The 25,249-nt window shown below is 67.6% G+C and carries 27 protein-coding genes and 2 tRNA genes; 16 read left to right on the top strand and 13 right to left on the bottom strand.

Features of this window, described 5'->3' with window-relative positions; translation table 11 throughout:
• Positions 1-595 precede the first annotated feature (595 nt).
• Positions 596-781: a hypothetical protein gene (locus tag ACYQ78_RS21175; protein ID WP_459802604.1), complete on the top strand. Its 186-nt coding sequence runs from the start codon at positions 596-598 to the stop codon at positions 779-781.
• Positions 782-821: 40 nt separating this feature from the next.
• On the opposite strand, the gene ACYQ78_RS21170 is transcribed toward ACYQ78_RS21175, so the two are convergent.
• Entirely contained in the window at positions 822-1,232 is a 411-nt protein-coding gene (locus ACYQ78_RS21170; RefSeq protein WP_459802603.1) for an ATP-binding protein, read from the bottom strand.
• Positions 1,233-1,404: 172 nt separating this feature from the next.
• Here ACYQ78_RS21170 and ACYQ78_RS21165 point away from each other — a divergent pair, with 172 nt between their 5' ends.
• From ACYQ78_RS21165 to ACYQ78_RS21125, 9 genes are all read left to right on the top strand, one after another.
• Positions 1,405-1,713: a putative quinol monooxygenase gene (locus ACYQ78_RS21165; protein WP_459802602.1), complete on the top strand. Its 309-nt coding sequence runs from the start codon at positions 1,405-1,407 to the stop codon at positions 1,711-1,713.
• Positions 1,710-2,912: a helix-turn-helix domain-containing protein gene (locus tag ACYQ78_RS21160; protein ID WP_459802601.1), complete on the top strand. Its 1,203-nt coding sequence runs from the start codon at positions 1,710-1,712 to the stop codon at positions 2,910-2,912. The genes ACYQ78_RS21165 and ACYQ78_RS21160 overlap by 4 nt, the downstream gene beginning before the upstream one ends.
• A gap of 179 nt (positions 2,913-3,091) precedes the next feature.
• On the top strand, positions 3,092-3,421 hold the full coding sequence (locus tag ACYQ78_RS21155; RefSeq protein WP_459802600.1) for an SCO3933 family regulatory protein: 330 nt from the start codon (positions 3,092-3,094) through the stop codon (positions 3,419-3,421).
• Positions 3,422-3,515: 94 nt separating this feature from the next.
• Positions 3,516-4,874, top strand: coding sequence for an FtsK/SpoIIIE domain-containing protein (locus tag ACYQ78_RS21150; protein WP_459802599.1), 1,359 nt, complete (start codon positions 3,516-3,518; stop codon positions 4,872-4,874).
• An 11-nt stretch (positions 4,875-4,885) separates the two neighbouring features.
• Entirely contained in the window at positions 4,886-5,032 is a 147-nt protein-coding gene (locus ACYQ78_RS21145; RefSeq protein ID WP_157520834.1) for a hypothetical protein, read from the top strand.
• A gap of 187 nt (positions 5,033-5,219) precedes the next feature.
• Positions 5,220-6,587, top strand: coding sequence for a replication initiator (locus tag ACYQ78_RS21140; RefSeq protein WP_459802598.1), 1,368 nt, complete (start codon positions 5,220-5,222; stop codon positions 6,585-6,587).
• Complete coding sequence (locus ACYQ78_RS21135) at positions 6,577-6,774, top strand: helix-turn-helix domain-containing protein (protein WP_062440095.1); 198 nt, start codon at positions 6,577-6,579, stop codon at positions 6,772-6,774. The genes ACYQ78_RS21140 and ACYQ78_RS21135 overlap by 11 nt, the downstream gene beginning before the upstream one ends.
• The gene (locus ACYQ78_RS21130; RefSeq protein WP_459802597.1) at positions 6,774-7,901 is read left to right on the top strand and encodes a tyrosine-type recombinase/integrase; all 1,128 of its coding nucleotides are present in this window, start codon (positions 6,774-6,776) and stop codon (positions 7,899-7,901) included. The genes ACYQ78_RS21135 and ACYQ78_RS21130 overlap by 1 nt, the downstream gene beginning before the upstream one ends.
• 827 nt (positions 7,902-8,728) lie before the next feature.
• A complete protein-coding gene (locus tag ACYQ78_RS21125) occupies positions 8,729-9,367 on the top strand; it encodes a hypothetical protein (RefSeq protein ID WP_459802596.1) in 639 nt (212 codons plus the stop codon).
• A gap of 303 nt (positions 9,368-9,670) precedes the next feature.
• On the opposite strand, the gene ACYQ78_RS21120 is transcribed toward ACYQ78_RS21125, so the two are convergent.
• The 7 genes from ACYQ78_RS21120 to galU all read right to left on the bottom strand — a co-directional run bounded on the left by ACYQ78_RS21120 (position 9,671) and on the right by galU (position 14,214).
• Positions 9,671-9,744: transfer RNA gene (locus tag ACYQ78_RS21120), tRNA-Ala, on the bottom strand.
• Positions 9,745-9,797: 53 nt separating this feature from the next.
• The gene (gene sepX, locus ACYQ78_RS21115; RefSeq protein ID WP_459802595.1) at positions 9,798-10,382 is read right to left on the bottom strand and encodes a divisome protein SepX/GlpR; all 585 of its coding nucleotides are present in this window, start codon (positions 10,380-10,382) and stop codon (positions 9,798-9,800) included.
• Between the two features lie 122 nt (positions 10,383-10,504).
• Entirely contained in the window at positions 10,505-11,143 is a 639-nt protein-coding gene (locus ACYQ78_RS21110) for a GNAT family N-acetyltransferase (RefSeq protein WP_459802594.1), read from the bottom strand.
• A gap of 36 nt (positions 11,144-11,179) precedes the next feature.
• Positions 11,180-11,656, bottom strand: coding sequence for a MogA/MoaB family molybdenum cofactor biosynthesis protein (locus ACYQ78_RS21105; RefSeq protein WP_459802593.1), 477 nt, complete (start codon positions 11,654-11,656; stop codon positions 11,180-11,182).
• Positions 11,653-12,120: a cyclic pyranopterin monophosphate synthase MoaC gene (moaC, locus tag ACYQ78_RS21100; protein WP_459802592.1), complete on the bottom strand. Its 468-nt coding sequence runs from the start codon at positions 12,118-12,120 to the stop codon at positions 11,653-11,655. The genes ACYQ78_RS21105 and moaC overlap by 4 nt, the downstream gene beginning before the upstream one ends.
• Positions 12,117-13,322, bottom strand: coding sequence for a molybdotransferase-like divisome protein Glp (gene glp, locus ACYQ78_RS21095; RefSeq protein ID WP_459802591.1), 1,206 nt, complete (start codon positions 13,320-13,322; stop codon positions 12,117-12,119). Before glp ends, moaC begins: the two co-directional genes overlap by 4 nt.
• Positions 13,306-14,214 (bottom strand): UTP--glucose-1-phosphate uridylyltransferase GalU, encoded by a 909-nt coding sequence (gene galU / locus ACYQ78_RS21090; protein ID WP_459802590.1) that lies wholly within the window; start codon positions 14,212-14,214, stop codon positions 13,306-13,308. Before galU ends, glp begins: the two co-directional genes overlap by 17 nt.
• A gap of 24 nt (positions 14,215-14,238) precedes the next feature.
• Between galU and ACYQ78_RS21085 the strand changes: the two genes are divergently transcribed.
• From ACYQ78_RS21085 to ACYQ78_RS21065, 5 genes are all read left to right on the top strand, one after another.
• The gene (locus ACYQ78_RS21085; protein WP_459802589.1) at positions 14,239-14,823 is read left to right on the top strand and encodes a 5-formyltetrahydrofolate cyclo-ligase; all 585 of its coding nucleotides are present in this window, start codon (positions 14,239-14,241) and stop codon (positions 14,821-14,823) included.
• Between the two features lie 18 nt (positions 14,824-14,841).
• Entirely contained in the window at positions 14,842-16,350 is a 1,509-nt protein-coding gene (locus ACYQ78_RS21080) for a potassium/proton antiporter (RefSeq protein ID WP_459802588.1), read from the top strand.
• Positions 16,351-16,438: 88 nt separating this feature from the next.
• A complete protein-coding gene (locus tag ACYQ78_RS21075; protein WP_459802587.1) occupies positions 16,439-16,735 on the top strand; it encodes an FmdB family zinc ribbon protein in 297 nt (98 codons plus the stop codon).
• 78 nt (positions 16,736-16,813) lie between these two features.
• A complete protein-coding gene (locus ACYQ78_RS21070) occupies positions 16,814-17,620 on the top strand; it encodes an S-methyl-5'-thioadenosine phosphorylase (protein WP_459802586.1) in 807 nt (268 codons plus the stop codon).
• Positions 17,621-18,162: 542 nt separating this feature from the next.
• Positions 18,163-18,771, top strand: a complete 609-nt coding sequence (locus ACYQ78_RS21065) for an SAF domain-containing protein (protein WP_459802585.1) — start codon at positions 18,163-18,165, stop codon at positions 18,769-18,771.
• Between the two features lie 281 nt (positions 18,772-19,052).
• On the opposite strand, the gene ACYQ78_RS21060 is transcribed toward ACYQ78_RS21065, so the two are convergent.
• Positions 19,053-20,093, bottom strand: coding sequence for a D-alanyl-D-alanine carboxypeptidase family protein (locus ACYQ78_RS21060; protein WP_459802584.1), 1,041 nt, complete (start codon positions 20,091-20,093; stop codon positions 19,053-19,055).
• A 730-nt stretch (positions 20,094-20,823) separates the two neighbouring features.
• Here ACYQ78_RS21060 and ACYQ78_RS21055 point away from each other — a divergent pair.
• Positions 20,824-20,899: transfer RNA gene (locus ACYQ78_RS21055), tRNA-Arg, on the top strand.
• Positions 20,900-21,014: 115 nt separating this feature from the next.
• Here the strand turns inward: ACYQ78_RS21055 and ACYQ78_RS21050 are convergent.
• The 4 genes from ACYQ78_RS21050 to ACYQ78_RS21035 are packed head-to-tail and all read right to left on the bottom strand — an operon-like array spanning position 21,015 to position 25,024.
• Entirely contained in the window at positions 21,015-22,406 is a 1,392-nt protein-coding gene (locus tag ACYQ78_RS21050; RefSeq protein ID WP_459802583.1) for a tyrosine-type recombinase/integrase, read from the bottom strand.
• Positions 22,406-22,591, bottom strand: a complete 186-nt coding sequence (locus ACYQ78_RS21045; protein ID WP_459802582.1) for a helix-turn-helix transcriptional regulator — start codon at positions 22,589-22,591, stop codon at positions 22,406-22,408. Before ACYQ78_RS21045 ends, ACYQ78_RS21050 begins: the two co-directional genes overlap by 1 nt.
• A gap of 10 nt (positions 22,592-22,601) precedes the next feature.
• Entirely contained in the window at positions 22,602-24,146 is a 1,545-nt protein-coding gene (locus tag ACYQ78_RS21040) for a YfjI family protein (protein WP_459802581.1), read from the bottom strand.
• Positions 24,143-25,024, bottom strand: a complete 882-nt coding sequence (locus tag ACYQ78_RS21035) for a bifunctional DNA primase/polymerase (protein WP_459802580.1) — start codon at positions 25,022-25,024, stop codon at positions 24,143-24,145. Before ACYQ78_RS21035 ends, ACYQ78_RS21040 begins: the two co-directional genes overlap by 4 nt.
• Positions 25,025-25,249: the final 225 nt, after the last annotated feature.

The raw sequence follows: 25,249 nt of genomic DNA, 5'->3' as shown, positions 1-25,249 counted from the left end.
ATTGTTATAAAAATGCAACGCGGTCCGAACTGCACGTTGCGCGCCCGGTTACCACTCTCGCATCACCTCGTACGCCGTCGTCCCACCCCGGAGGGGCAGCGGGCCGGTGGCGGAGGGGCAAGCTCGGCTTCGCGTGTACATGCTCCCGGTGACCTTCCTCGCCCGCTGGTTGCCCTACGTGCACAGCCGGGCTTGAGCCGGAGCCTCCGGTCTGCTGGGCTTGCCTGGGACGACGGTGTGCGAGGTGATCCCCCGCCCCCACCTACGAACCCGCCACGTCTTGCACCCACGATCACCTCGGGGCCGGAATCCCCCGCCGGAGGCGAAAAGACCTTTGGCTCCTTGTGGCCGGCACCGCCATAGCTCCGCCCGGAGTTGGGTTCTCACCTGGCTACGTGGTCAAAGTCGCTGTCCCTGGATCGGGCGCGGGAAGGTGGCGCGGACGGGTCGGCCCGAAGAGGCCGCATGCCCGGCCGCGCCTGGCCGCCCCGCGCCGCCGACGCCCGCAGGGCGGCGGCTTGAACCCGTAAAGAAGGTTGTAACCAGCCCCCGGCATCGGAGCTACTGAGCACGCCCCGCCAGTAGGTCAGACCAAATGGCCCGCCCTTCGTTCACGTTCACCCGGGGCGTCTCCTCGACCTTCCCGCGGCTGGTCCGGCGCAAGTACGCCTGTCCCCCGCTCTCGCAGAGCTCGTACACCGTCGGCAGACAGTCGCATGTCCACTCGATCACCCGTGGTGGCCGGTCTCCAACAGGCGCCCGCCACATCAGCTCCCGCTGATCCTCCTGCGCCCGCCCAGGATGCGGGCTCAGGCACTCGTTCATGAGCAGGGCAACCGTGGCGACAGCGCCACCGTCGCCCACACGGTCCGGCTCCGCTCGTCCCCGTGAACGCCCCACGTCTCCGCCAGGTGGTCAACGAGGTCGAGCCCCCGGCCGCCTTCAGCCCGCTCGTCGGCCTTGCACACCTCGGGCTCGGCCCGGCCTCCTTCGTCGAGAACCCCCATCCACAGCTCGTCGCCCTCGATCCGTAACGTCACCGAGAACCGGCCCCCAGGCTCCCCGCTGTTCGTGTGCCGCACGGCGTTCGCCGACAGCTCCGAGACGATCAGCTGAGCCGTATCGACCTCGCGCCGGTCCCCCAGGTGCAGCGCCACGAATCGGCGCACTCGCGCGACCTGCTGGGCGGTTCCGGGGAAGGTCTGACGCCACTCGACGGCGGGGGCGTTCATCTCGGGCACCTCACGATCACGCAGGCCAAACGCGGTCAGATCGCTATCGGTACTTAAAGTACTGTTATGGTATTGAGAGTACAAGCCACTTCGAGTACTTGCCCCGCACAATAAGTGCTGATCAGATGCGAGGTGGCGATTCCGACACGTCCACCACGAGGGGAGAGGTGCCATGTTCGGGCTAGTAGTCCGCTTCACCTGCAAGGACCAGGCCACCGCCGACGCGTTCGATCAGCTCATCGGCGAGACCATCGAAGGGATCAAGGCGCACGAGCCGGGCACGCTCGTCTACACCGTCCACAAGGTCGAGGGCGAACCGCTGCTGCGGATCTTCTACGAGCTCTACCGCGACCGCGACGCCTTCGACGCCCACGAGGAGCAGGAGCACACCAAGCGGTTCCTCGGCGCCCGTGACGAACTGCTGTCCGGCGTCGAAGTCGACTGGCTCGACCTCCAGGTCGGCAAGGTCACGACCCTATGAGCGACGAGTACCAGCGCGCCTTGGGTCGACGCATCGCCCAGGAGCGCAAGCGACGCGGCCTGTCCCAAGTGGAGCTGGCCCAGCTCGTCGGCCGCTCGGTCGCCTGGGTCTCCCAGGTCGAGCGCGGCGTGCGCAAGATCGACCGCATGTCGGTCCTGGAGAAGGTCGCCGAGACCCTCGAAGTCCCGCTGTCGGAACTCGCCGCCGAAGCCCCCATCGTGGCGGCCACCACCGAGGAGATCCCCGGCTCGGCCAACCTGCGCCTGGTGCTCTCCGGCGCGCACACCCTAAAGGCGATGCTGCACGCCGCCCCCGCTCCCCCGTCCGACGAGATCCGCCCGCAGGTCGAGCGGGCTTGGCACCTCACCCACGAGAGCCAGTACGTCGAACTCGGCGACCTGCTCCGCAGTCTCATCCCCGTACTGGAAGGCGCGGGCCGCTCGGCTCCGGAAGAGCGCCGACCGGAGCTGTACGAGATGCTCGCCGCCCTCTACCAGGCATGTTCGGCCGCGCTGGCCAAGCTCGGTGAGCCTGAGGCCGCGTGGATCGCCGCCGACCGGGCCATGGTCGCAGCCGAACGTGGCGGTGACCCGCTGATGGTCGCGGCCGGCGCTTTCCGGCTCGGCTTCGTCTTCCTCGGTGCGCGCCACTTCGACCAGGCGGAGGAGACCGCCCGCACCGCCGCAGAAGCGCTGTGGTTCCTCGCCGAACAAGGCAAGCCCGAAGCCATGTCGCTGTGGGGCGGCCTCACCCTGCAACGCGCCGTCGCCGCTTCGCGCGTCAATCAGGCCGACGCCGCGTACGAACACCTCGCCCGCGCCCGGAGCATCGCCGAGAAGCTCGGCGAAGGACGCAACGACTACAACACCGAGTTCGGCCCGGCCAACGTCGCTCTGTACGAGGTCGCCGTGGCGGTCGAGCTCGGCGATGCCGGTCACGCCCTCCGGATCGGCACGGCCGTCGACACGTCCACGCTGTCGAGCGAGCGCCGCGCCCGGCTGCACATCGACCTGGCCCGCGCGCACGCCCAGCGACGTCAGGTCGCCGAGGCCACGAGCGCACTCCTGGACGCGGAGAGGATCACACCGGAGCAGCTCCGCAATCACCGCATGGCGCGTCAGCTCGTGTCCGACCTGCTCACGATGCAGGACCCACCCGCCTCTGACCTGCGAGAACTCGCTGATCGGATCGGCGCGTAGAAAAAGTACTAGGACTAGTACTTGAAGTACTAGCTAATACTGCAAGTACCAGGTAGCGTCTGTGTTGGCGCTGAGGTCCCTGCTACACCAGGGGATCCCAGCACCAGCACAGGCGCTTTCTGCGTTCTCAGGCCGCCACTGATCGCGGCAACAACCAACCGACATGAGGTGTGTTCAGCATGCGCAACATCCCCGTGGACCTCTCAGCCCTGTCCTTCGTCGTCGCCGGTGAGGCGGAACCGAAGATCGTCGACCGCGCGACCGGCGAGATCAAGAGGGACGCCGAGGGCCGGGAGCTCTACACCGTCCCGCTGCTGCCCAAGCCGAACGACGACCGCCGCAACCCGGTGATCGTCGTGACCTTCCCGTCCGCGACCTTCCCGAGCCTGCCCGAAGGGGTCCAGGTCCGGCCGGTCGGCCTGGCCGCCTTCTTCTGGCAGATGAACGGCCGGTCGGGGCTCGGCTTTCGCGCCGAGACGATCGTCCCGGCCAGTAGCAAGGCCGCCTGACCAGGCCACGTCTACGCCCCGGGAGCGGGTCTAAGCCTGCCAGCTCCCCTGCTCCCGGGGCCTTCCCTTCGCTCACCGAAGAGAGGCACCAAGTATGACTGACCTGCTGGTTTCACTCGCCCCGATCGGGGGTGTCCTCGCGTTCCTCGCCGCGCTGCTGGTGACCTGGCGTCATCTGCACCCGGCCTCGTTCTGGCTCGGCGTCGGCTACCCCCTGCGGGCCGCGCGGGTCTACCTCACGTGGGGGAACGTCGCGGCCGGGTGCGGACTCAGCACCAAACGGCGCCGCATCCGATGGACGCTCGACGGCATCACCGCCCTCGACCTGCTCACGAAGGGCAGGGAGGACAAGCGCCGGATACGCCGCGTCCAGGTCGACAAGGCACCTGGGCTCGGCCTGGTCCTGCCACTGCGGCACGGCTTCAAGCTGTGGGTACGCCTCCCGGACGGCCAGACGCCCGACCACTACACCGCCAAGCTCGACCATCTCGGCCACGCCTGGCGCGTGCACTCGGTGCGGGTACTGCGCTGGAAGCCCGGCAGGGTCCAGCTTCAGGCGACCGTGTACGACCCGCTCACCTCGGTCAGCGCCTCCGTCGTCGACCAGTTCCTCAAGGTCTGTGTCGGGCGGCTGGAGACCAACGCTCCCTGGGTCATCGACTTCACCACGATGCCGCACTGGCTCATCACCGGGGCGACGCAGTCCGGCAAGTCGACGCTCATCAACCGGCTCATTTGCGGTCTGGCACCGCAACCTCTCGCCATCATCGGATGCGACCTCAAGGGCGGGGTCGAGCTCACCCCGTACGAGGACCGGCTGACGGCCCTCGCCACCGACCGCGCGCAGATGACAGCGGTCCTGAACCGGCTCATCGACGAGATCAAGCGCCGCATGACCACCTGTCGTAACAACAGGGTGCGCAACATCTGGCAGCTTCCCGAGAGCGCCCAACCCGTCCCGGTCATCATGTTCGTCGACGAGGTCGCCGAGCTGTTCCTGATGGCCGACAAGTCCGAGAAAGACGAGATCGCCGTGACGGCGACCAACCTCATCCGCATCGCCCAGCTCGGCCGCGCGTTCGGCGTCTACCTCGTCATCTGCGGCCAGCGCGTCGGCTCCGACCTCGGCCCGGGAGTCACCGCGCTCCGCGCCCAGCTCTCCGGCCGCGTCTGCCACCGGGTTAACGACCCCGAGACGGCGAACATGACGCTCGGCGACATGGACCCGGCCGCGCTCAACGCCGCCCGGCTCATCCCCGCCGAGACTCCCGGCCTCGCCGTCGTCACCGGCGCGGACGGCCGCTGGTACAAGGCCCGATCCGAGTACGTCAGCGAGCAACAAGCAGAGCAAGCCGCGGTGACCTACGCCCATCTGCGCCCGACCTGGGCCGACATCACGACCGCCGACGTCGTCCCGATCGGCGACGACGAGTACAACGCCTACGCGGCCTGAAAGGGATTCTCATGCCTCGGAAGAAGCCCGTCCCCTGCCTCACCTGCGGTGGCGAAGGCCAGATCGAAGACACCGTCATCGTCAGGCGTGGCCGCTCCATCGCCGAGTTCGACACCTGGGCGCTCTGCCTCGACTGCAGCGGCACCGGCATCCTGTGATCCGCTCCCGCTGCTGCACCTGCGGCGGAACCGGTCTCGTCAACGACGACCAGGGCGAGGCAGTCACCTGCCTCGACTGCCTGGGCACCGGCATCGACAACCACGGCATCTGAACTCTCGGCGCGGGGCGGTCGACGCCTGCCAGCTCCAGCCTCGCGCCGCATCTCATAGCTCACCAGGAGAACCGTTGTCTTTCGCACGCCCTGAAGTCGCTCAGGTGACGCCGACCGCGCTGAGCGACCTCATCGGCCCGGTCATCCGCGACCTGGCCCGCCGCTCCGGCCACGACCTGAACCGCTGGCTGGACCAGGTCGAACGACTGGGCGGCTGCCGCGAGCCGATGCGGCTCACCGGCCACACCGAAACGCTCGACACCGAGACCGGCCAGATCGTCAGCACGTACGACACCAGCGCCGAACCGCACGGTCACCTCTTGCTGAGGTGCGGCAACCGCCGCGCGTCCCGCTGCCCGGCCTGCGCGGAGGTCTACCGCCGCGACACCTTCCACCTCATCCGGGCCGGTCTCCTCGGCGGGGACAAGGGCGTGCCCTCGACCGTCAGCGCACACCCGCGCGTCCTGGCCACGCTCACCGCACCGTCCTTCGGCCCGGTCCATCGCGGCCCCGGCAAGGACGGCAAGACCGTGGTCTGCCACCCACGGCGGACCGGCCCGTCCTGCCGCCACTGGCACAAGGCCGGCGACCCGCGTATCGGCCAGGCCATCGACCCCGGCACGTACGACTACACCGGCCACGTCCTGTGGAACGCCCACGCCGGAGACCTCTGGCGGCGCTTCACCATCTACCTGCGCCGTCACCTGGCCAACGCCGCCGGACTGTCCCGGACCGCCTTCGACGCCACCACCCGCGTCTCCTTCGCCAAGGTCGCCGAGTACCAGGCGCGCGGCCTCGTTCACTTCCACGCAGTCATCCGCCTCGATGGGCGCTCATCGAGCGGGCTCGTCACACCGCCGCCGTGGGCCACCGCCGAACTCCTCGGGGACGCGATCCGGTCAGCCGCGCTCGCGGTCAGCCTCGACGTCCCCGGCCTCGACGAGCCGCTTCGCTGGGGCCGACAGATCGACGTCTCCGTCATCACCGCCTCCGGCGCTGTCACCGAACGCGCCGTCGCCGGATACGTCGCCAAGTACGCCACCAAGTCGGCCGAGACCTCCGGCACGCTCGACCGGCCGGTCAGAGCTCACGACATCGCCCGGCTCAAGGCCCAAGGGGTGCCCGACCACACCGCCCAACTGATCCGCACCGCCTGGCGGCTCGGCAACCACATCGCCTATCCCGAGTACGCCGACCTCCGACTCCGCGAGTGGGCTCACATGCTCGGCTTCCGTGGCCACTTCTCGACCAAGAGCCGCCGCTACTCGACCACGCTGACGCGCCTCCGTCAGGCGCGCACCGACTTCCGTATCCGCATCACCCGCGACCCGGCGACGACGCTCGTCCTCGGCTCGTGGACCTACGCCGGTCAGGGCCTCACCGCTAGTGAAGCCGCCCTGGCCGCCGAGCTCAAGGGAACGGGGACCGCCCATGGCAAGTGAGCTGACGTCCTTCCGCCTCTACCGGGTCGCCACCGCGATGGACCTGCTCGGCCTGAGCCGCACGGTGATCTACGAACTCATCCGGTCCGGCCGTCTGCGGTCGGTCAAGGAGGGCCGGACCCGGCTGGTGCCCGCGAGCGCCATCGCCGACTACATCACTCTTCTGGAACGGGAGGCGGGAGCCTGATGACCAAGCGACGTAGCCCGGGAGACGGCGGTCTCCACTGGGACGAAGAGCGTCAGCGCTGGATCGCGTCCCTCACGGTGGGCTACACCCCGAAGGGCAAGCGCATCGTCAAGAAGGCCAGCGGCAAGACGAAGACCGAAGCGAAGAACCGCCTGAAGCAGATCATCCGCGACTGGGAGGCGGGCCTCCTCGTCTCCTCGGCTGGGTACACCGTGGCGAACGCGGTGGAGAACTGGCTCCTGTTCGGCCTCAGCGGCCGGGACGCCGCCACCGTCGAGAAGTGCAAGATCCTGGGCCAGAAACACGTGATCGCCTGTCTCGGAGCTCGCAAGCTGGCCGAGCTCTCCGCCGACGACGTTGACACCTGGCTGGCCGACCGCTCGAAGGTCCTCAGCACCCGGTCCCTGCGTGAGGTGCGCTCGATCCTGCTCCGCGCGGTCAACCGCGCCCAGGCCCGCGACAAGGTGAAGCGCAACGTGGTCCTGTTGTGCGAGATCCCGAAAGGCCGGCCGGGCCGCCCGTCGAAGTCGTTGACGTTCAACCAGGCGGAAGCGGTCCTGGACGCGGCGGACGGGACGTTGCTCAACGCGTACATCGTCCTGTCTCTGCTGATCGGCGCTCGTACGGAGGAGCTCCGCGCCCTGACCTGGTCGCACGTCGACCTCAAGGGCGAACCCGCGTCCATCATGGTGTGGCGGTCCGTCCGGGCCGGTGGCGACACCAAGACCCAGATGTCCCGGCGCACGCTGGCCATGCCGAAGCGCTGCGCTGAGGCTTTGAAAGCCCATCAGGAGCGTCAGGCCGTGGCCCGCAAGGCAGCCGGGAAGCGGTGGCAGGAGAACGACCTCGTGTTCGCCTCGACGGTCGGCACCCAGCTCGACTCACACAACGTCCGCCGCGCCTTCCGGAAGGTCCTCAAGAAGGCTGGCCTGAACGAGAAGGAGTGGACACCGCGCGAGATGCGGCACAGCTTCGTCTCGCTGCTCTCAGACAGCGGCGTCCCGATCGAGAACATCTCGCGCCTGGTCGGCCACAGCAACACCAAGGTCACCGAGCTCGTCTACCGGAAACAGCTCAGGCCAATGCTTCTGGAAGGCGCAGAGGCTATGAATGACATCTTCAGATAGCCATTCATCCGCCGTTAAGGGCCTGGAAAGTCTCATAAAGACATCACTGCAACCACAGGAAATTAGCAGCGAAGGCCTCCGCTAGCGCCGCAACCACACCCGCCGAACATAGAAGCCCAGGACGCTATATGGCGTCCTGGGCTTCTAGGGTATCTATCGATTTACATCAAGACGCCGACGCCGACGCCGAATCATCCATGCGATAAGGCCAACGACAGCGGCAGCGATCAGTGCTGCGGGAAGCTCGGTCAGAAGTCCGTTGATAACGAGGTCGACCCAAGTGTCCACAACTACTCCAGGGATAGAGATCGGCAAAGCGCTGTTTGCTCCAACTCCACTATCTCGGAGACTTCAAGGGGGCTGACGATCTCTAACGCCATCAAACAAGATATGACAAACCGTCCGGGCCCGCACTGGTATGTTCGTGGTCCGACACAGACTGGGCGTTCCCGCATAACCAGGGAGATCGACGCATGGGACGACTGACACCCCCCGCCCTGGCTCCTGGCCCACTGCGGGTCCTCAACGAAGCACTCCACGATCTTCATCAGAGAGCCGGGCGTCCTTCCGTTCGCACGCTGGCAGAAGACCTTGGTGCCGGCACTTACAACCGAATCTTCGATGTCTTCAGGAGCCCTAGGCTTCCCTCGTGGGGACTCGTAGAGCTGCTAGTCGAAAATCTCGCAAGCCGTATCCGTGACACTGCCCCCGAGGCCGAGGTTGCTCGCTTTCATCAGCTTTGGCTGTCAGCGGACGGGGGCACTCCTAGTTCCACACCGACATCTATTAGCGTACTGAACGGACTTCAAGAGGCCGTTCTCAGATCAGTGACTGTTGAAATATTCTCGCACCCACAAGGCAACAAAAGAATGCGTCATGGCTGCGGCTTCCTGGCACGAGACGAAATTATTGTTACTGCCAACTGGCTAGCTCCCCCTGAGGCGCGAATAGAAGTCCGCGATAGCGAAACAGAAACCATCCACCAAGCTATTAACATTCAAAACGAACCCATCAACCCAAATCCTGGCCCCGAGCAATCAGGGCTCGCCGTACTTAGATTGACTAAATCTCTTCTCCCCAGAAAGGTCAGCCTAGCCACTCAACCTCCCCCACTGGGGAGCCGCCTGGCTACCGCCCATTACACGCAGAACTCAACCAGCGATTTCGAGATGCGCCTATCCGAGGTAGTTGGTTCAGGAGAAAGCGCCATCCGAATCAGAGTCGACGGCATTGGCCAAAAAGGCGTCATGCCGCGCGGCATTACTATTGGCGGCGCTCCAGTAGCAGATTTAGCAACAGGAGAAATCGTTGGCATAGTCTGTAATTACGACCCAGATAGCGGCCTCTTTATGGTTGTGCCTGCAGCACGGATTCGACAGCTGCGCAACCCATACAACCGGCCTGGATATTGGTACGAAGATTTCTCTCCTGGTCCGCAATCTCTTCCACGGGTTGGCGATGCGTGATCTGCAGGTCACGGCACCTCTACTGTCTAGAGTTCGAGCCATGTGACGTGCGGGCAGCAGCGGCTGCCTAAGAGAGCTAAGCCGCCGATCGGGCAGAACCCAGGGCGTCAGCCAATGCGGAGCCCAGAAGCGCCAACAGCCACGCCACGGGGCACTGCTGGATCACTCGGAGCCACACGCCCTGAACCGGGCCAGAGCGCTAAGCCGCTCTCGGATCCTGCTAGTCACTCAGTTTGTCACTCAGAAGATCAAAAAGGCCAGCCCCGCTAAGCGGAACTGGCCTCTGACCTGCAAGTTCATGAGTGGAGCTATGGGGATTTGAACCCCAGACCCCTTCGATGCGAACGAAGTGCGCTACCGGACTGCGCTATAGCCCCGTGAACGAGATCTAGGCTACCAAACTCCAGCACCCCTTCGCGCCATCCACGCCCTAGTCCCCCACAGCCCGCCGATGATCCGCGTACTGGTCGAACACGAACGCGCGCTTCTTCTCCAGCTCGATGATCTCGGCCTCCCGGGCCGCCTGAGCCGCCCGCCGAGCCTCCATCCGCGCCCGTCGCACCCGATCGGCCCGCACCCGCGCCGCAAGGTCCTGCTGCTCGTCCTCAAGCTTGGAAGCCACCCGCAACAGGAGCACATAAAGCCCGAGGAGAAGTGCGGCCGGAGCGACCCCCCACCACGCCACCACGCCAAGGGAAGCGGCCAGGCCGGACACGAGGACCATGGCCAGGCACCAGAGAAGGGTCCGTCGCCGGCGTACTCGGATCTTGGCCCGCCTTCGCTTGGTCGCGAACTGGGGGTCGGAGGCCGCGGCGGGTTCTGACACCGGGGCCTCCTCCTCCGAAGTCGTCGTGGGGGCCACGGCCTGATCAAGGGACTCGATCAGGGTGTCGCCGCCCTCGGTGGTGTCCTTGTCTTCGTCCATTAGGACATAGCGGTCGCGGCGTAGCCACATCGGGACCAGAACGCCGAGCCACATCGCGACGATGGCCAGATAGAGGAGGACGCTGCTCATCGGCTGCTCTCCCCCTGATCTCGACCCGCCTGCATGCTCACGTCACGCACCGTAAGACGGCGTGTCACTGATTGACGAGCATTCGGTGCGGTGTGTCGCGAGATCGTCAAACCTGTTGGCGCCTAGGGGGACTCTCCGTGACGTGCTTTGGACGCGTCTCGGGCTCTTCTCCACTGGACGAGCAGGCCCCTCGGCACATCCTCCACGGTCAAGGCGTAGCAGATGTGGTCTCGCCACGCTCCGTCGATGTGCAGTTGCTTTCGGCGTACGCCTTCCTCGCGGAAGCCCAGTTTCTCGACGACGCGGCGGCTGGCGTGGTTCTCGGGGCGGATGTTGGCCTCCAGGCGGTGGAGGCCGGTGGTGAAGAAGCAGTGGTCGACGGCCATGGCCAGGGCGGTGGGGGTGATGCCACGGCCCGCCAGGGCTCCGTCGACCCAGTAGCCGACCTGGGCGGAGCGGGCCGAGCCCCAGACGATCGCGCCGACGGTGAGCTGGCCGGCGAAGGCGCCGTTGTACGTCACCACCCACGGCAGCGCGAGGCCCTGCCTGGCCTCTCTGCGGAGCGTGCCGACCATGGAGACGTAGGGGCTGAGGCCGGTGCGGAACAGGGGCGTCTCGGGGTTGCTGGGTTCCCAGGGGCGCAGCCAGTCGGCGTTGCGCAGGCGGGTCTCCCGCCAGACGCGCACGTCGCGGAGACGGAGCGGCCGGAGCCCCACGGGGCCCTCCGCAAGGGTCGCGGGCCAGCCGCGAAGTCGATCCACTTGTCAATCATCCCTCTTGTTCACCGAATCACGCCATCAGACGCGGTGGTCACCGCCCCGGATCTGGTCGACCACGTGGCCCAGGATCGGGCCGAGGACGGCCATGCCGTCGCGTACTCCGCCGGATGATCCGGGCAGGTTGACGACCAAGGTGGTGCCCGCCTGTCCGGACAGGCCGCGGGAGAGGACCGAGGTCGGCACCTTCTCCCGGTTGACCTGCCTGATCGCCTCGGCGATGCCGGGGATCTCCCGGTCGAGGACCCGCGCCGTCATCTCCGGGGTCCGGTCGGTCGGGGTGAGACCGGTGCCGCCGGTGGTGACGATGACGTCGTATGTTCCCTCGAGACCCTTCACCAACGCTTCATACACCGGTTCACCGTCGTGGACCACCACCGGCCCGTCGACCGCGCAGCCGGACTCCTCCAGCAGGCCGTGCAGGATCCGCCCGGAGCGGTCTTCGTAGACGCCGTCGGCGGCGCGGTTCGAGGCGGTGATGACGAGAGCGCGGATCATGGACGCCGCCAGTCGCCGGTCTTGCCACCGGTCTTCTCGTCCACGCGAACGTCGGTGATCACCGCAGCCGGGTCGACGGCCTTGATCATGTCGATCAGGCCCAGGGCGGCGACGGTGACGGCCGTCAGGGCCTCCATCTCGACGCCCGTCTTGTCGGCCGTCTTCACGCGGGCGGTGATCTCCACGCCCTCGTCGACGATCTCCAGCGAGACCTGGACACCGTGCAGGGCGATCGGGTGGCAGAGCGGGATCAGGTCGGGGGTCTTCTTGGCGCCCATGATCCCGGCGATCCGGGCCACTCCGAGGGCGTCGCCCTTCGGGGTGTCACCCGATCGAAGAATGGCCACGGCCTCCTCTGAGAGGAGGACGCGACCGGAGGCGGTCGACGTACGGACAGAGACGGGTTTTTTCGACACGTCGACCATGCGGGCCCTGCCCGATTCGTCGAGGTGGGAGAGGTTCACAGCGCGATCACCTCCACAGTCTTGCCCTTGGGGATCTCGGTGACGTCTTCGGGCACCACGATCAGCGCGTTGGCCGAGGCCAGAGCCGCGAGCTGGTGGGAACCCTGGCCGCGCGCCGGAACGACGGAAGCCCCGGTGAGGACGGCGCGTAGATAGGAGCGGCGGCCCAGCGGCGAGCGCACATCCGCCCCGAGGACGACGCGGACCGGTTCCACCGGCGAAGCGGGCAGGCCCTGCATCCGGCGGAGTGCGGGCCGCACGAACAGGACGAAGGAGACATAGGACGAGACCGGATTGCCCGGCAGGGTGAAGATCGGGATCTGGTCGTCGCCGACCACGCCGAAGCCCTGGGGCATGCCGGGCTGCATGGCGACCTTCTCGAAGCGCACGGTGCCGAGCGGGCTCAGGCCCTCTTTCACCGGCTCGTAGGCGCCCATCGAGACGCCGCCGCTGGTGATCACCGCGTCGGCCCGGACGAGCTGCGCGTCGAGCGTCTCCATGAACACGCGGGGGTCGTCGGTCACCGCGCCCGCGCGGAAGGCCTCACCACCGGCCTCGCGGACCGCGGCGGCCAGCATGAAACTGTTGGACTCCCAGATCTGGCCGTACCCAAGAGGGGTTCCGGGCTCGGCCAGTTCGGTGCCCGTCGAGATCACGGCGACCCGGGGCACCGGACGGACCGTCACCCGGCGCCGCCCCACCCCCGCGAGCATGCCGATCTGGGCCGCGCCGATGCGCGTGCCCGCCGGCAGGACCACCTCTCCCACCCGCACATCCTCACCGGATCTGCGGATCGCGTTGCCCCGCTCGACCTGCTTGTGGACAACCACGTTCGCGGTGCCGCCGTCGGTGTATTCGACCGGGACGACCGTGTCGGCACCCGCCGGGAGCGGTGCCCCGGTCATGATGCGCGCCACCAGGCCGGGCCCGATGGCGCGCGGGTGGGTGTCGCCCGCGGCGATGTCCTCGGTGACCGGCAGCGTGACCGGCGCGTTCGCGAGGTCTGTTGCCACGACCGCGTAGCCGTCCATCGCCGAGTTGTCGAAGGGCGGCAGGTCGACCGGCGCGGTCACGTCTTCGGCGAGCACCGACCCCAGCGCCCGCTCGAGATCGAGTTCGAGCGGGACGAGGGGGCGAACGGTCGCCAGGATGTCGGCGAGGTGCCGATCGACCGGTTTGAGATCGCTAGGGCTGTGCCTCATCCAGGAATTCTCGCAGCCACGGCAGGAAGTCGGGGGCGAGGTCCTCTCGCCGCGCCGCGAACTCCACCACGGTCTGGAGGTACTGGAGCTTGTCACCGGTGTCGAAGCGGCGTCCACGGAACAGAACGCCGTAGACCGGGCCGCCCTCTTCGGGGGTGCTGCCGGCGAGGGTGCGCAGCGCGTCGGTGAGCTGGATCTCGCCGCCGCGGCCGGGCGGGGTCTTCTCCAGCACCTCGAAAACGGCCGGGTCGATCACGTAGCGCCCGATGATGGCCCAGTTGGACGGGGCCTCCTCTTTCGGGGGCTTCTCGACCAGGTCGGTGATCCGCACGACGTCGTCTTCGTCGGTGAACTCGATGGCGGCGCAGCCGTACTGGGAGACCTGCTCCTCGGGGACCTCCATGAGCGCGATGACGCTGCCGCCGCGCTGCTGGCGGACCTCGATCATGCGCTTGAGCAGGGGGTCGTTGGGGTCGATGATGTCGTCGCCCAGCAGGCAGGCGAACGGCTCGTCACCGACGTGCTGCTTGGCGCAGAGCACGGCGTGGCCGAGGCCCTTCGGCTCGCCCTGGCGCACGTAGTGCATGGTCGCGAGGTCGACGGGTTCCTGAATCTGCGACAGGCGCTTCTCGTCACCCTTCGCCCGGAGCGCGCCCTCCAGCTCGGCGGCGACGTCGAAATGGTCTTCAATCGATCGTTTGTTGCGCCCGGTGACCATCAGCACGTCGAGCAGCCCAGCCGACACGGCCTCCTCAACGACATACTGGATCGCCGGTTTGTCGACGATCGGCAGCATCTCCTTCGGAGTGGCCTTGGTCGCGGGGAGGAAGCGCGTCCCGAGACCGGCGGCGGGGACGACGGCTTTGGTGACGGAGTCGAAGTCAGCACCCATGAGTGAAGGCTAGTGGAGGCCCCTTTGGACAAGTTCGAGCTGAGGCGTGAAATTCTGCGTGAACGTTCCATCATGGACGCGGCCGACCGCCGTGAGAGCGCTCGCCGGGTCAGGGAAACCCTGCTTGACCAGCCATGGGTCCAGATGGCCGGCCTCGTCGCCTGTTATTGGTCGACCGGAACGGAACCTTCCACGGAAGGTCTCGTCTTCGCCCTGTGGAAACACGGCGCGACGGTGATCCTGCCGGTGCTGCGCGACGACAACGACCTCGACTGGGCGGTCTACGACGGTCCCGACACCCTGGCGCCCGGCCGCCACGGCATCATGGAACCGGTCGACACCCGGCGCGGCGTGGACACGATCCGCACGGCCGCGCTGGTCATCGTCCCGGCGCTCGCCGTAGACCCCGATTCGGGTGTACGCCTCGGGCGAGGCGGTGGCTCCTACGACAGAGCCCTGGCCAGAGTCGGCCCCAATGTGCCGACCGTCGCCCTCCTGCACGAGGGCGAGCTGCGTCCGGGCGTACCGGCCGAGCCGCATGATCAGCGGGTGAGGTACGTGGCGGCACCGTCAGGGGTTCGTGTGATCCCTGTGACAGAATCCGCATAAATCCTGAAAGGAGACCTTGTGCGCCTGGATCTCGACGGATGGCTCCTCCTCTCCGCCGTGATCGTCCTGGCGGCCGTGATCTCGGTCAGAGTCGCCCACCGCACCGGTCTGCCGTCACTGCTGCTCTATCTGGCCCTGGGCGTCGCCCTCGGCGAATCGGGCCTCGGCGTCCATTTCGAGAACGCCGAGCTGGCCAAGCAGCTCGGGCTGATCGCGCTGGCGGTCATCCTGGCCGAGGGCGGCCTGACCACCAACTGGGAACACGTGCGCAAGGCCGTGCCGACGGCCTTGGTACTGGCGACGCTCGGTGTGGCGATCAGCATCATCGTGCTGGCCCTGGCCGTCTTCGGGTTCCTCGGGCTCGACTGGCGCTCGGCGCTCCTGCTGGGCGCGATCCTCGCCTCGACCGACGCCGCGGCGGTCTTCAGCGTGCTGCGCCGCCTCCCGCTGCCGCCGCGCCTGGCCGGCACCCTGGAGGCCGAGTCGGGCTTCAACGACGCCCCCACGGTGATCGTCGTCGTGATGTTGAGCCAGATCAGCGAGCCCATGCCGTCCATGTGGAACGTTCTGGGCACCTCTCTGTGGGAACTCACCGCGGGCGCCGCCGTCGGCTGCGCCGCCGGACCCATCGCCGCGTACGCGCTCAGAAGGGTCGCCCTGCCCGCCTCGGGCCTCTACCCGATCGCCGTCCTCGCGGTGGCCTTCATCGCCTACAGCGGCGCGGTCAGCCTCCACGCCTCAGGCTTCCTTTCCGTGTACGTCGCCACCCTGATCATCGGCAACAGCCGCCTCCCCCACCGGGCCGCGACCAGGGGTTTCGCCGAAGGAACGGCCTGGCTGGCCCAGATCGGCCTGTTCGTGATGCTCGGCATGCTGGTCAGCCCGTCGGAGCTGCCGAGCCAGATCATCCCCGGCCTGGTCGCCGGCCTGGCGCTGGTCCTGCTGGCCCGCCCGATCTCGGTGGTGCTTTCGTCGTGGGCGGTCCGCCTGATCAGGATCGACCGGGTCACCTGGCGCGAACAGGTCTTCCTCTCGTGGGCCGGCCTGCGCGGCGCGGTGCCGATCGTCCTGGCCACCATCCCCTGGGCCGCCGGGGTGCCCCACGCGAAGGAGCTGTTCAACGAGGTCTTCGTGGTCGTCGTGGTGTTCACCCTGATCCAGGGCCCGACCCTGCCGTTCCTGGCCCGGGTGCTCGGCCTGTCGGCCGACGGGGAGGCGCGTGATCTCGACGTGGAGGCCGCGCCCCTGGAGGAACTCAACGCCGACCTGCTCCAGGTCCGCATCCCGCAGGAGTCGAAGCTGCACGGCGTCGAGGTCTTCGAGCTGCGCCTGCCCTCGGACGCGGCCGTGACCATGGTCGTCAGAGACGGCCACTCGTTCGTCCCCGACGGCAGCACCCGGCTCCGGCGCGACGACCAGCTCCTCGTCGTGACCACCGCGTCAGCCCGCAGAACCGTCGAAAAGCGGCTGCGTGCGGTGAGTCGTAGGGGCAAACTCGCAGGCTGGTATGGGGAGACAGGGGACTAAACTCCCCCACGGCAACGTTGCAGCTTGCCAGTTGCCTTATCATTTAGCAGTCACTTGGGCCGAGTGCCAAGTCACTGAGGAGGACCGCGTGCCCACCTACCAGTACGCCTGCACCAATTGTGGTGAGCAGCTCGAAGTCGTCCAGAAGTTCACCGACGACGCCCTGACCGAGTGCCCCGCGTGCGCGGGCCGCCTCCGCAAGGTGTTCAACGCGGTGGGCATCGTGTTCAAGGGCTCGGGCTTCTACCGCACCGACAACCGCTCGTCGACGACGTCGTCCACGACCACGTCCTCGCCGTCCAAGCCGGCGACGGAGAGCAAGCCCGCCGAGACGAGCACCCCGAGCACCACCAGCACCACTCCGGCGAGCACTCCAGCGGCCTGACCTGCAACGACGCAGGTTGTCCACAGGAAGCGGCATAGGGCCTCACCGGGTGGGTCCGGGGGCGCTAGGGTCGGCGCCATGGTCAATCGTGCAGACATCGGTGTCATCGGCGGTTCAGGGTTCTACTCCCTGCTCGACGACGCCGAGGAGATCGATGTCGCGACCCCCTACGGGCCTCCCAGCGACAAGGTGACGGTCGGGCGCATCGGCGGGCGCAGCGTCGCCTTCCTGCCCCGCCACGGGCGGGGGCACAGTTTCCCGCCGCATCGCATCCCCTACCGATCCAACCTGTGGGCGCTGCGGAGCCTCGGCGTGCGCCAGATCCTCGCCCCCAGCGCCGTGGGCTCCCTGCGGGCCGAACTCGGCCCCGGCGCCCTGGTCGTCCCCGACCAGCTGATCGACCGTACCTCCGGGCGCATCCAGACCTTCTACGACGCGGGCGGCGCGGTGCACGTGTCCCTCGCCGACCCCTATTGTCCAGATGGCCGCACCACCGCCGTGACCGCGGCGCACGCCGCCGGGTGGGAGGTCGCCGACGGCGGCACCCTCGTGGTGATCGAGGGCCCCCGGTTCTCGACCCGGGCGGAGTCGCGGTGGTTCACCAGCATGGGCGGGACCATCGTGGGGATGACCGGGTTTCCCGAGTCGGTGCTGGCCCGGGAACTGGCGCTCTGCTACACGTCGATGTCCCTGGTGACCGATCACGACGCCGGGGTGGATGTGGGCCAGGGGGTCACCCATGAAGAGGTGATGGCCTTCTTCGCGGCCAACGTGGAACGGATGCGGTCACTGGTGGGGCAGGTGGTGGCGGGGTTGCCGGAGGAACGTGCGTGCGCCTGCGGGAACGCCCTTGATGGGATCAAGCTGCCGTTCGAACTGCCGTAGGCGGTTGGCTGGGGCTGTTTGTGCTGGTCGCGTCGTAGTGAGGGGCGACCTGAGGCGTCGTTCTCTGGCGTCGCGCTGAGTCGTCGTGGTGCGACATGACTGGGGCGTCGCTTTGTCCGGCGTGCTGGGTCGCGGCGGTGCGATGCGGCCTGAGACATCGTTCTCTGGTGTCGTGCCGAGTCGTCGTGGTGCGACATGACTGGGACGTCGCTTTGGTGCGAAGTGCTGGGCGGGGCGACCTGAAACGTCGTGCTGCGGCGTCGCGTTGAGTCGTCGTGGTGCGAACGGCGTGGTGCTAAGTCGTCGCGGTGCTCTGTGAACTGGGGATTCGTTGTGCTCGCGGCAGCTGAGGTAGCGGTGCCACAGGACTTGGTAGATCGTTCTGTGGCACCTCGAACGGTGGCCGTAGGTAGGCCAAGTAGGCCGATGAGGGTCTGAAAGCACGGTCTCGAGCCCGAGCCGCCCCATTTATCGCGGCGATATCGCCGTCTTTTGTTGCGGCGACCCGAGGGGGCGGCGGTGTCGGGTGTTGCCCATCCTTCTTGTCTTGGAGTGTTCTGATGCGTGTCGCGGTGCCGGCGCGGTGGGCTCGGGTGCTCGCCAAGCGTCGTCGGCTGATCTCCGCTGTTCTGCTCGGGGTGGCGGTGGCGGGAACGCTGGTGTCTGTACGGGCTCCGTCTGGGGTGGACGTTCTGGTCGCTAGTCGTGATCTTTCCGGTGGGCGGCTGGCGGCCGGTGATCTCGCGACGGTTCGGCTGCCGTCCTCGGCGTTGCCTGATGGGTATCTGGCTGCCGGGGCTTCCGTTGCCGGGAGGGTGTTGACGGCGCCTGCTCGGCGGGGGGAGGTGCTGACCGATGCCCGACTGCTGGGTGGTGGGCTGCTGGCCGGGGCCACGCCTGGGCTGGTCGCGACGCCGGTGCGGGTCGAGGACGCCGATGCTGCCGGGCTGGTGACGTCGGGGGATGTGATCGACGTGTTGGCCGCTTACGAGACTCACGCTGAGACGGCGGCGGAGCGGGTGACCGTGCTGACGAAGGCGCAGTCGGAGGAGGGCGGGCTGCTCGTGCTCGCTACGACGACCGGTCAGGCCACGTCGTTGGCTCGGGCTCAGGCCGGGGCGCGGTTGTCGTTCGCGATCCATCCGCGTTAGGACGACAGGTGGAGTCGGCAGGCTCGCGACCCATCGCCGTTAAGTAGGCGCCCCGTTGCGCTGGGGTGGAGTCGGCGTGCCTGAGGGCGAGTGCTCGCCGTTCGCCATCCATCCGTTCACGCATAGCCATGGCGTTTGTATGGCGCGTCGTTTGGCCAGGCTGTCGCCGTTGCGGGGAGAGGCGGAGGGCGGCCGGTTGGCGCCGGCCGCGGTGAGTACCGGGGGCGGTGGTCGGGGTTGGGGTAGGCGGGAGCCGTAACGGAAGAAAGAAGTTTGGGGTTTTAGAGGAGGGATCCGACCTTGGGGTCGTATTCCCAGTGCCAGGGTTCGAAGGGGTTCACGTAGGCCCAGTCGGGGTGGATCCAGCCGAACTGTTTGCCGTTCTGTTCGAGCCAGACGAATTCGGTGGATTTGTACACGCGGATAGGGCCGCAGAAGTCGATCGCGAGGCCGAGTCCGTGGTTGCTGCGGCCGGGGATGGCGGCCAGGCCGGGGCGCTGGTAGTAGACGATCTGCTGGTCGCGGAGGCTGCGGTAGCTGTCGACGACGCAGAGGGGTTCGCCGAAGCGCTTCTTGTACGCCAAATTGAGGTCGGCGAAGGCGATCGCGGCGTCGGCGCGGAGTTCCTCGCCCTTGAAGGGCAGCGGGCAGAGCACGTTGGTGGGGAGCAGGCCGTTCGCGTACTCCTCGGCGAGGACGACCCTCGTCGGGTCGCATGCGCCGCCGCCGCGTTTCACGCCGAGCTTCGCGAGTGCGGACGTGAGGGATTTGACGGTCTTCTGCGACTGCTTCCGGAGTGTGTCGATCTCGAACGTGAGCTGGGCCTCCTGCAGGAGCTTGGTCGCCCGGAGCTCCTGCGCCTCTCCCGCCAGGCGCTCGCGATCCTGGAACAGGCGCGTGGCGTCTTCGACCACGATGTTGCGCCCGGCGATCAGCTGCTGGACGTCACTCATCGCCCGCAGCGACGCCTCGCCGTTCGTGCTGGTCATGAGGGAGCCCATGTTCCGGCTGATCGGGTTCTGGTACATGCCCTCGATCAGGTCGGACATCGGCTGCCGGATGCGCGCGAGCTCCTCGTCGGCCGTGCGCAGCTCGGTGAGCTTCGACTCGAGCTGCTTGTTGGAGGTGTCGAACTCCTTCTGCCGCGCCACCAGCGCCTTGGTCGCCGACTCGATCCCCTTGGCCGCCTCTTCTGCGGACCGCCGCAGCTCGGTCAGCGTGGCGGGCTCCTTCTTCTGCGCCGCCTGCGCACTCCCCACCTGGACCAGGGAGAACACCAGCATGACGGCCGCGACCAGTCCCGCTGATCGAGGAGTAGGCACGCTTCGACCCCTCCGTTTGCGAATTCGTGACCTCGGTCAGGGAGGCACGTTACTACAGCAGGATGCGTGGTCGTGCCCGAGTCGTTGGAGCCGTTACATACCGATTGGCGTGTCTTATGCCGAATGGGCTTTGTGGACCGTTCTTGCTGGTGGACTGTGCTGTTTCAGGCTGGTTTGCGGGCTTCCTCCTGGCAGAGCTCCCAGAGCCAGGTGTCCGTCCACTCGTCGGGGCAGGCCGCTCTTACCTCTGGGGGGTGGTGCTTTTTGGGCGGTTCGGGGGTTCTCGTTGTCGTGGGGGGGTGCTTGGCCTCTGGGGCTGCTACGACCCTCGCTTGGGGGGGTTGGCGCTTGGGACGCTTCTTTTGCGGGGCGGGGACCCTGCCCTCGTAGAGGCGGTCCGGCGTCAGGGGGCGCGGGAGCGGGGTGGGGGCCATGAAGACCGGGGGGACCGCGGGTCTCGCGCGCAGGTAGGGAGGGACGCCGAATTCCGTCAGTTCGGCGACGAATAAGCCTAAGGCCAGGACGGCTGGGGCCAGCAGGGCGGCCAGCAGGACCATGGGGCGGAGTGCGCGGCTGCCGGGCCGGCGTCCTCGGTTCACGTGGGCGAGCCCATCACCTCTTGATCTGGTGGGTGGTGGGGGTTGTCCTAGCTTTACCTTTGACGGGGATGACCTTGAGGGGGGTTGGGTGGCGCGCGGGGGGCTCTGGTTTCGCTAGGCTTGGGGGGTCGGCTCCCGTAGCTCAGGGGATAGAGCACAGGTTTCCTAAACCTGGTGTCGTAGGTTCGAATCCTATCGGGGGCACCAATAAAAGAGGCCCTGACCTGCACGGATGCAGGTTCAGGGCTCTTTCTTGTGTCCGGGTGTGATCGGCTAAAGCTGATCGTTTACGGGTGTTCTTACCCAGTTCTTACCCACGGATTTAGTCTGCGGCGAGGGCTGCTGCGATGCGCTGACGTGCGACGGCGTCCTGTCCGGTGACGCACTTGGCGTAGATCCGGAGCAGGACTTCCACACTGTGGCCTGCCCACTGGGCTACCTGGGTTGCTGGGACGCCTGCGTTGAGCCAGGTGGAGACGCACGCGTGGCGGAGGTCGTAGGGGCGCTTGGCCAGGGCCGAAGCGGCCTGGGCTGCGGTCAGGGCTTGCGTGCGGGCTGCTTTCCAGGCTCGCCGGTAGGTGACGTGCGAGAGTTCGTTGCCGCGCACGCCGAAGAAGATGCGGCTATCCGGTCCGTTCGGGTAGTCGGTTAGGTGGGCGCGGAGAATTGCGGTGAGTGCTGGTGGTGTCGGAACGGTCCTCGAATGGCCGTCGGGACGGTGCTTGAGGGAGCGTTCTTCCCGGATCGTGCGGGTGTCGGTCCATTCTCGTCCGGCGTAGGGCGCGGCCTTCTTGAAGTGGAGTTCTCCCCAGCCTTCTTCCTCACCTTCTTCGAGTTCGGGGAGGATCACGTTGTCCGTGCGGAGATTGACCGCTTCTTCGGGGCGTAGGCCCGCGTAGTACATGACGGCGAAGAACGCCACGAGGCGGGGGCCGCTCGGCTGCTGTTCGCGCAGGGCCTCCAGGAGTTGGCGAGCCTGGGCGTGGTTGATCACGCTGGCTCGGTCAACCTCGTAGGTGCTCTTTGGCGGCTTCCAGTTGAGTGCCTTGAGCGGGTTGCTCTCCAGGAGCTTCAACTCCACGGCGTAGTCGAGTGCGTTGGAGACGATCAGGCGGTGCTTTCTCACGGTGTTCGGTGCGGCCCGGGTGCCGGTGATCGTGGACGTCGCCTTATCGAGGACGTCGCGTACGAGGCTGGCATCGGTCAGAGCCGATATCGGCTTGCTGTGGTCGGCCAGCCACTTCAGCGTGTCCGCCACGTCGCCGGTCGCGGTCTCCCGCTGTTGGGTGTTGAAGGCGTAGCGGTGGAGCGCTGAACGGATCGCTTTATCGTTCGGCTTGCCCCGCTGCGTGGTGAACATGGCTGGTGTGGCGGCCGTCAGGGCGCGGGCGATGACCTGGCGGTAGTTGGCCGATGCGCTCTTCCACTTCATGTCGACGTACTTGCAGAGGAACGCGTGCCAGGTCATTTCCGGGGTTTTCGTCCGGGTCCAGGAAACGGGTTCTCCCGTGACCAGGCTGAATGCCTCGCCATTTCGTGCCGCCGTGATCAGGCTGCTTCTGTACGTCTCGGCTTGGGCCGCCAAAGGAAAGGACTTCTTCCAGATCTTGCGGCCTTCGGTCTGCCACTGGACTCGGTAGGACGTGACCTTTCCAGCCGCCGTCTTCCTGACCTCGGTCTTGAAGACCCGGACCTTGTACGTGATGTCGGGCATCAGGCGTTGTCCTCTCGGGCGTCGAGCCAGCGGTCCAGGTCGGCACGGCGAATGCGCAGGTCGCCGTTGGGGAGCTTGAGGCACTTGGGGGCGCGGCCCTTGGCGCGCCAGTCGTAGAAGGTGCTGCGGCTGATCTGGAGCTCTTCGCAGAGGTCGACGAGGGTGAGCATGCGAGGCGTGGGCATTGGCGTCTCCTCAGGCCGAGCGGTGCAGGTCAGGGTGCACGGCGTAGCGGGGTGAGGGGTTGCCCCTGCTAGTAGTTGGGTCGGGTTCGCGGCGGATCCAGCCGGACTGCTCCAGCAGGTCGAAGGCCGGGTCCAGGTCGGCGGCCTTCTTGAACTTGCGCTGGAGCGCGCGGTGAGCGTCGCGACGGGTGAACCGCTCGGGCCTGGTCTTGGTGAGCCAGGCGTGGACGGTGCGGGCGGCCTCGACGCCGGGGTCTTGGCCCATGGCGTCGAAGGTGGCCAGGGCGTGGGCGGTGAAGTACTCGCCCAGCTCGATCGCGGCCGTCATCGTGTCGGCGGCGATGGGCTTACGCCAGCCGTCGCCGATGTGGGCAGCCAGATGGAGCAGGCCGGCGATCCGGGCCACCGCGCCGTCGAACTTCGCGGCCCAGTCGCTGATGTGCGCCAGGTCTCCGGCGTCGGGACGGAGCCGGGGTTCCGTGCGCTCCCGTTGAGCACGGAACAGGTCAGCCGCCTCCGGCGACAGGACCAGGCGGGCCGGGTCTTGCCAGCCGTACATCTCGGTGACGAGCCGCCCCAGACTGGCCGCGTATTCTGCCGCGACCTGTTCGGGGACGGCGGGCGGATCGATCAGCCGGTAACCGACGTTGCTGGTCGGCAGGCTGTAGAGGATGCGTCCGAGCAGGCCCTTGCCGCGAAACCCGGGTGAGCTGGCGATCTCGGTGACGATGTCGGGCTGGACGGCCAGGCCCAGGGTCAGCGCGGCGTGGTCGACGCGCTCCCGGCGGCTTCGCCGGTCGACGATCAGCAGGTCACCCGCGTGGCCCTTGAGGAACAGGTCCAGATTGGCGACACCGGAGTAGCGTCCGGCCAGGGTGGCGAAGATGCCGCCCTCGGCCGACAGCACGGCCAGCCGCCCGCCCTGTTCGGCGAGCAGGCTCGCGGCGGCCTCCGGCGTGATGTCATCCGCGATCAGGCGTGGTTCGGCCGGGACGGTGATGCCGTCGACGGCCAGGGCTGCGCTGGTCGCCTCGGCCAGAGCTTCGCCTGAGGCGTCGCCGCGTGCGGAGGCGGCCACGCGGGCGGCTTTGTCGGCGGACTCTTGGGCGACCTTGCGCGCCAGCTCGGCCTCAGTGATGAGCGGGCGAACCTGCTCCTGAAGCGCCCTCTCGGCCGCCTGGAGCGGCGCAACGATCGCCCGGAACACCGGTGACTTGCGTGAGCCAGGCGGCATCGCGACGACCACGAACAGGTTCACCGGCTCGCACCAGCTACCGCGCACGTTGACCAGCGCGCGACCCCCGGCGGCGGTCGACAGTGCGGCGAGCACGATGCATCCGGCCAGATCAACCGGGGTCTGCGTCTCTTCGGCCAGGGCGGAGGTGAATGCTCCGGCCCAGGACGGGAGGGCCTTCGCGGGAAAGGCCGGCAGTGCGCCGCGCGCGGCCAGCGGAACCGGGGTGTCCCAGGGCTGAGCGTGCATCGCGGTGAGCACCTGGTCGGCGTTGTGGTTGGAGAGCAGGGCTGTTGCGCGCTCTGCGGGTGTGTTAGTCATCGTGCGTCCCGGCGTGGCGTGCGGGCTCCGGCGGTCAAGCCTGAGCGGATGGTCGTGGCGGCCTCGTGGGCGGGCAGGCCGATGGTTTCGGCGGCCTCTTGGAGAGCGCCCTCCACCAGGTGGCGCGGGAGCAAGCCGTTCGCGATGAGCTGGCCCAGGGCGAACGCGGCCTCGTTGAGCGTGCTGTTGCGGGTACCGGGTCCGGCGCTGAACAGGCGCTCGGTCTCTCCGTGGAGCGCACGCCAGGCGTAGCGGGTCGCCTGATCACCTCCCAGAGACGCCGGGGCGTTCCGAAGTGCTGGCGGCTTCTCGGTGAGCCGGGAGGCCAGCCAGGCCGGGAGTTCCGCCAAGGCGATGGCGTTGGTCACCTCGTATTCGCCGGTCTCTCCAGGGGTCGGGACGTTGCTGCCGGGGCCGACCACGTAGCCGCCGCTGGCGCGGGTGTCGATGAGCCAGCCCAGCCGTCCGGCGGTGTTACCGAGCACGAGGCCGATTGGCGCGGTGAAGTACAGGTGGGTTCCTCCGTTGCGGGTGCGGACGGTGAAGGTGTCGAACGGGAGCGGCTGACCGACTCGTTCGCAGAGCAGGGCCAGGGCGTCGGCGCCATCGTTGACACCGGGTTCGTCGAACGGCTCCGGCGGCATGGCCCCAGGCTTCGGCCGGTCCAGGTCGACGACCACCAGGCGGGACGGGCCGCACGCGATGCCGATGTTGAACGGGTTCGCGCCCCAGCACCGGCCGATCAGGTCGCGGTCGGTGGTGGCGTGCTTCTCCCATGCGGTGAAGCCGCGGAGCGGGGTCTTCGCGTTCGGAGTGAGCGGGAAGACGTGCCAGCCGTGGTCAGCGGCGGCAACCGCGTAGGCGTGAAGGGCGTTCATCGGGCACGTCCGAAGCGGGTCAGGTAGACCCAGACCTGCCAGCCCAGACGCTGGCGCAGGCCGGTGCCGTTGCAGGCACGGCAGGTACGGGCGCGGCGCTTGTTCCGGCACCGGGTGCAGGGCTTCCATGGCGACCCGGCGCAGAGGCCGATGTAACCGAGCGTGACGACGATTGGGCAGAGGACTAGCAGGGCTATGGCGATGGCCACAGGTGGCTCCTAGGGG

It is taken from the genome of Herbidospora sp. RD11066, from assembly GCF_054661255.1.
This window is presented reverse-complemented; position numbering and strand designations above follow the sequence as displayed.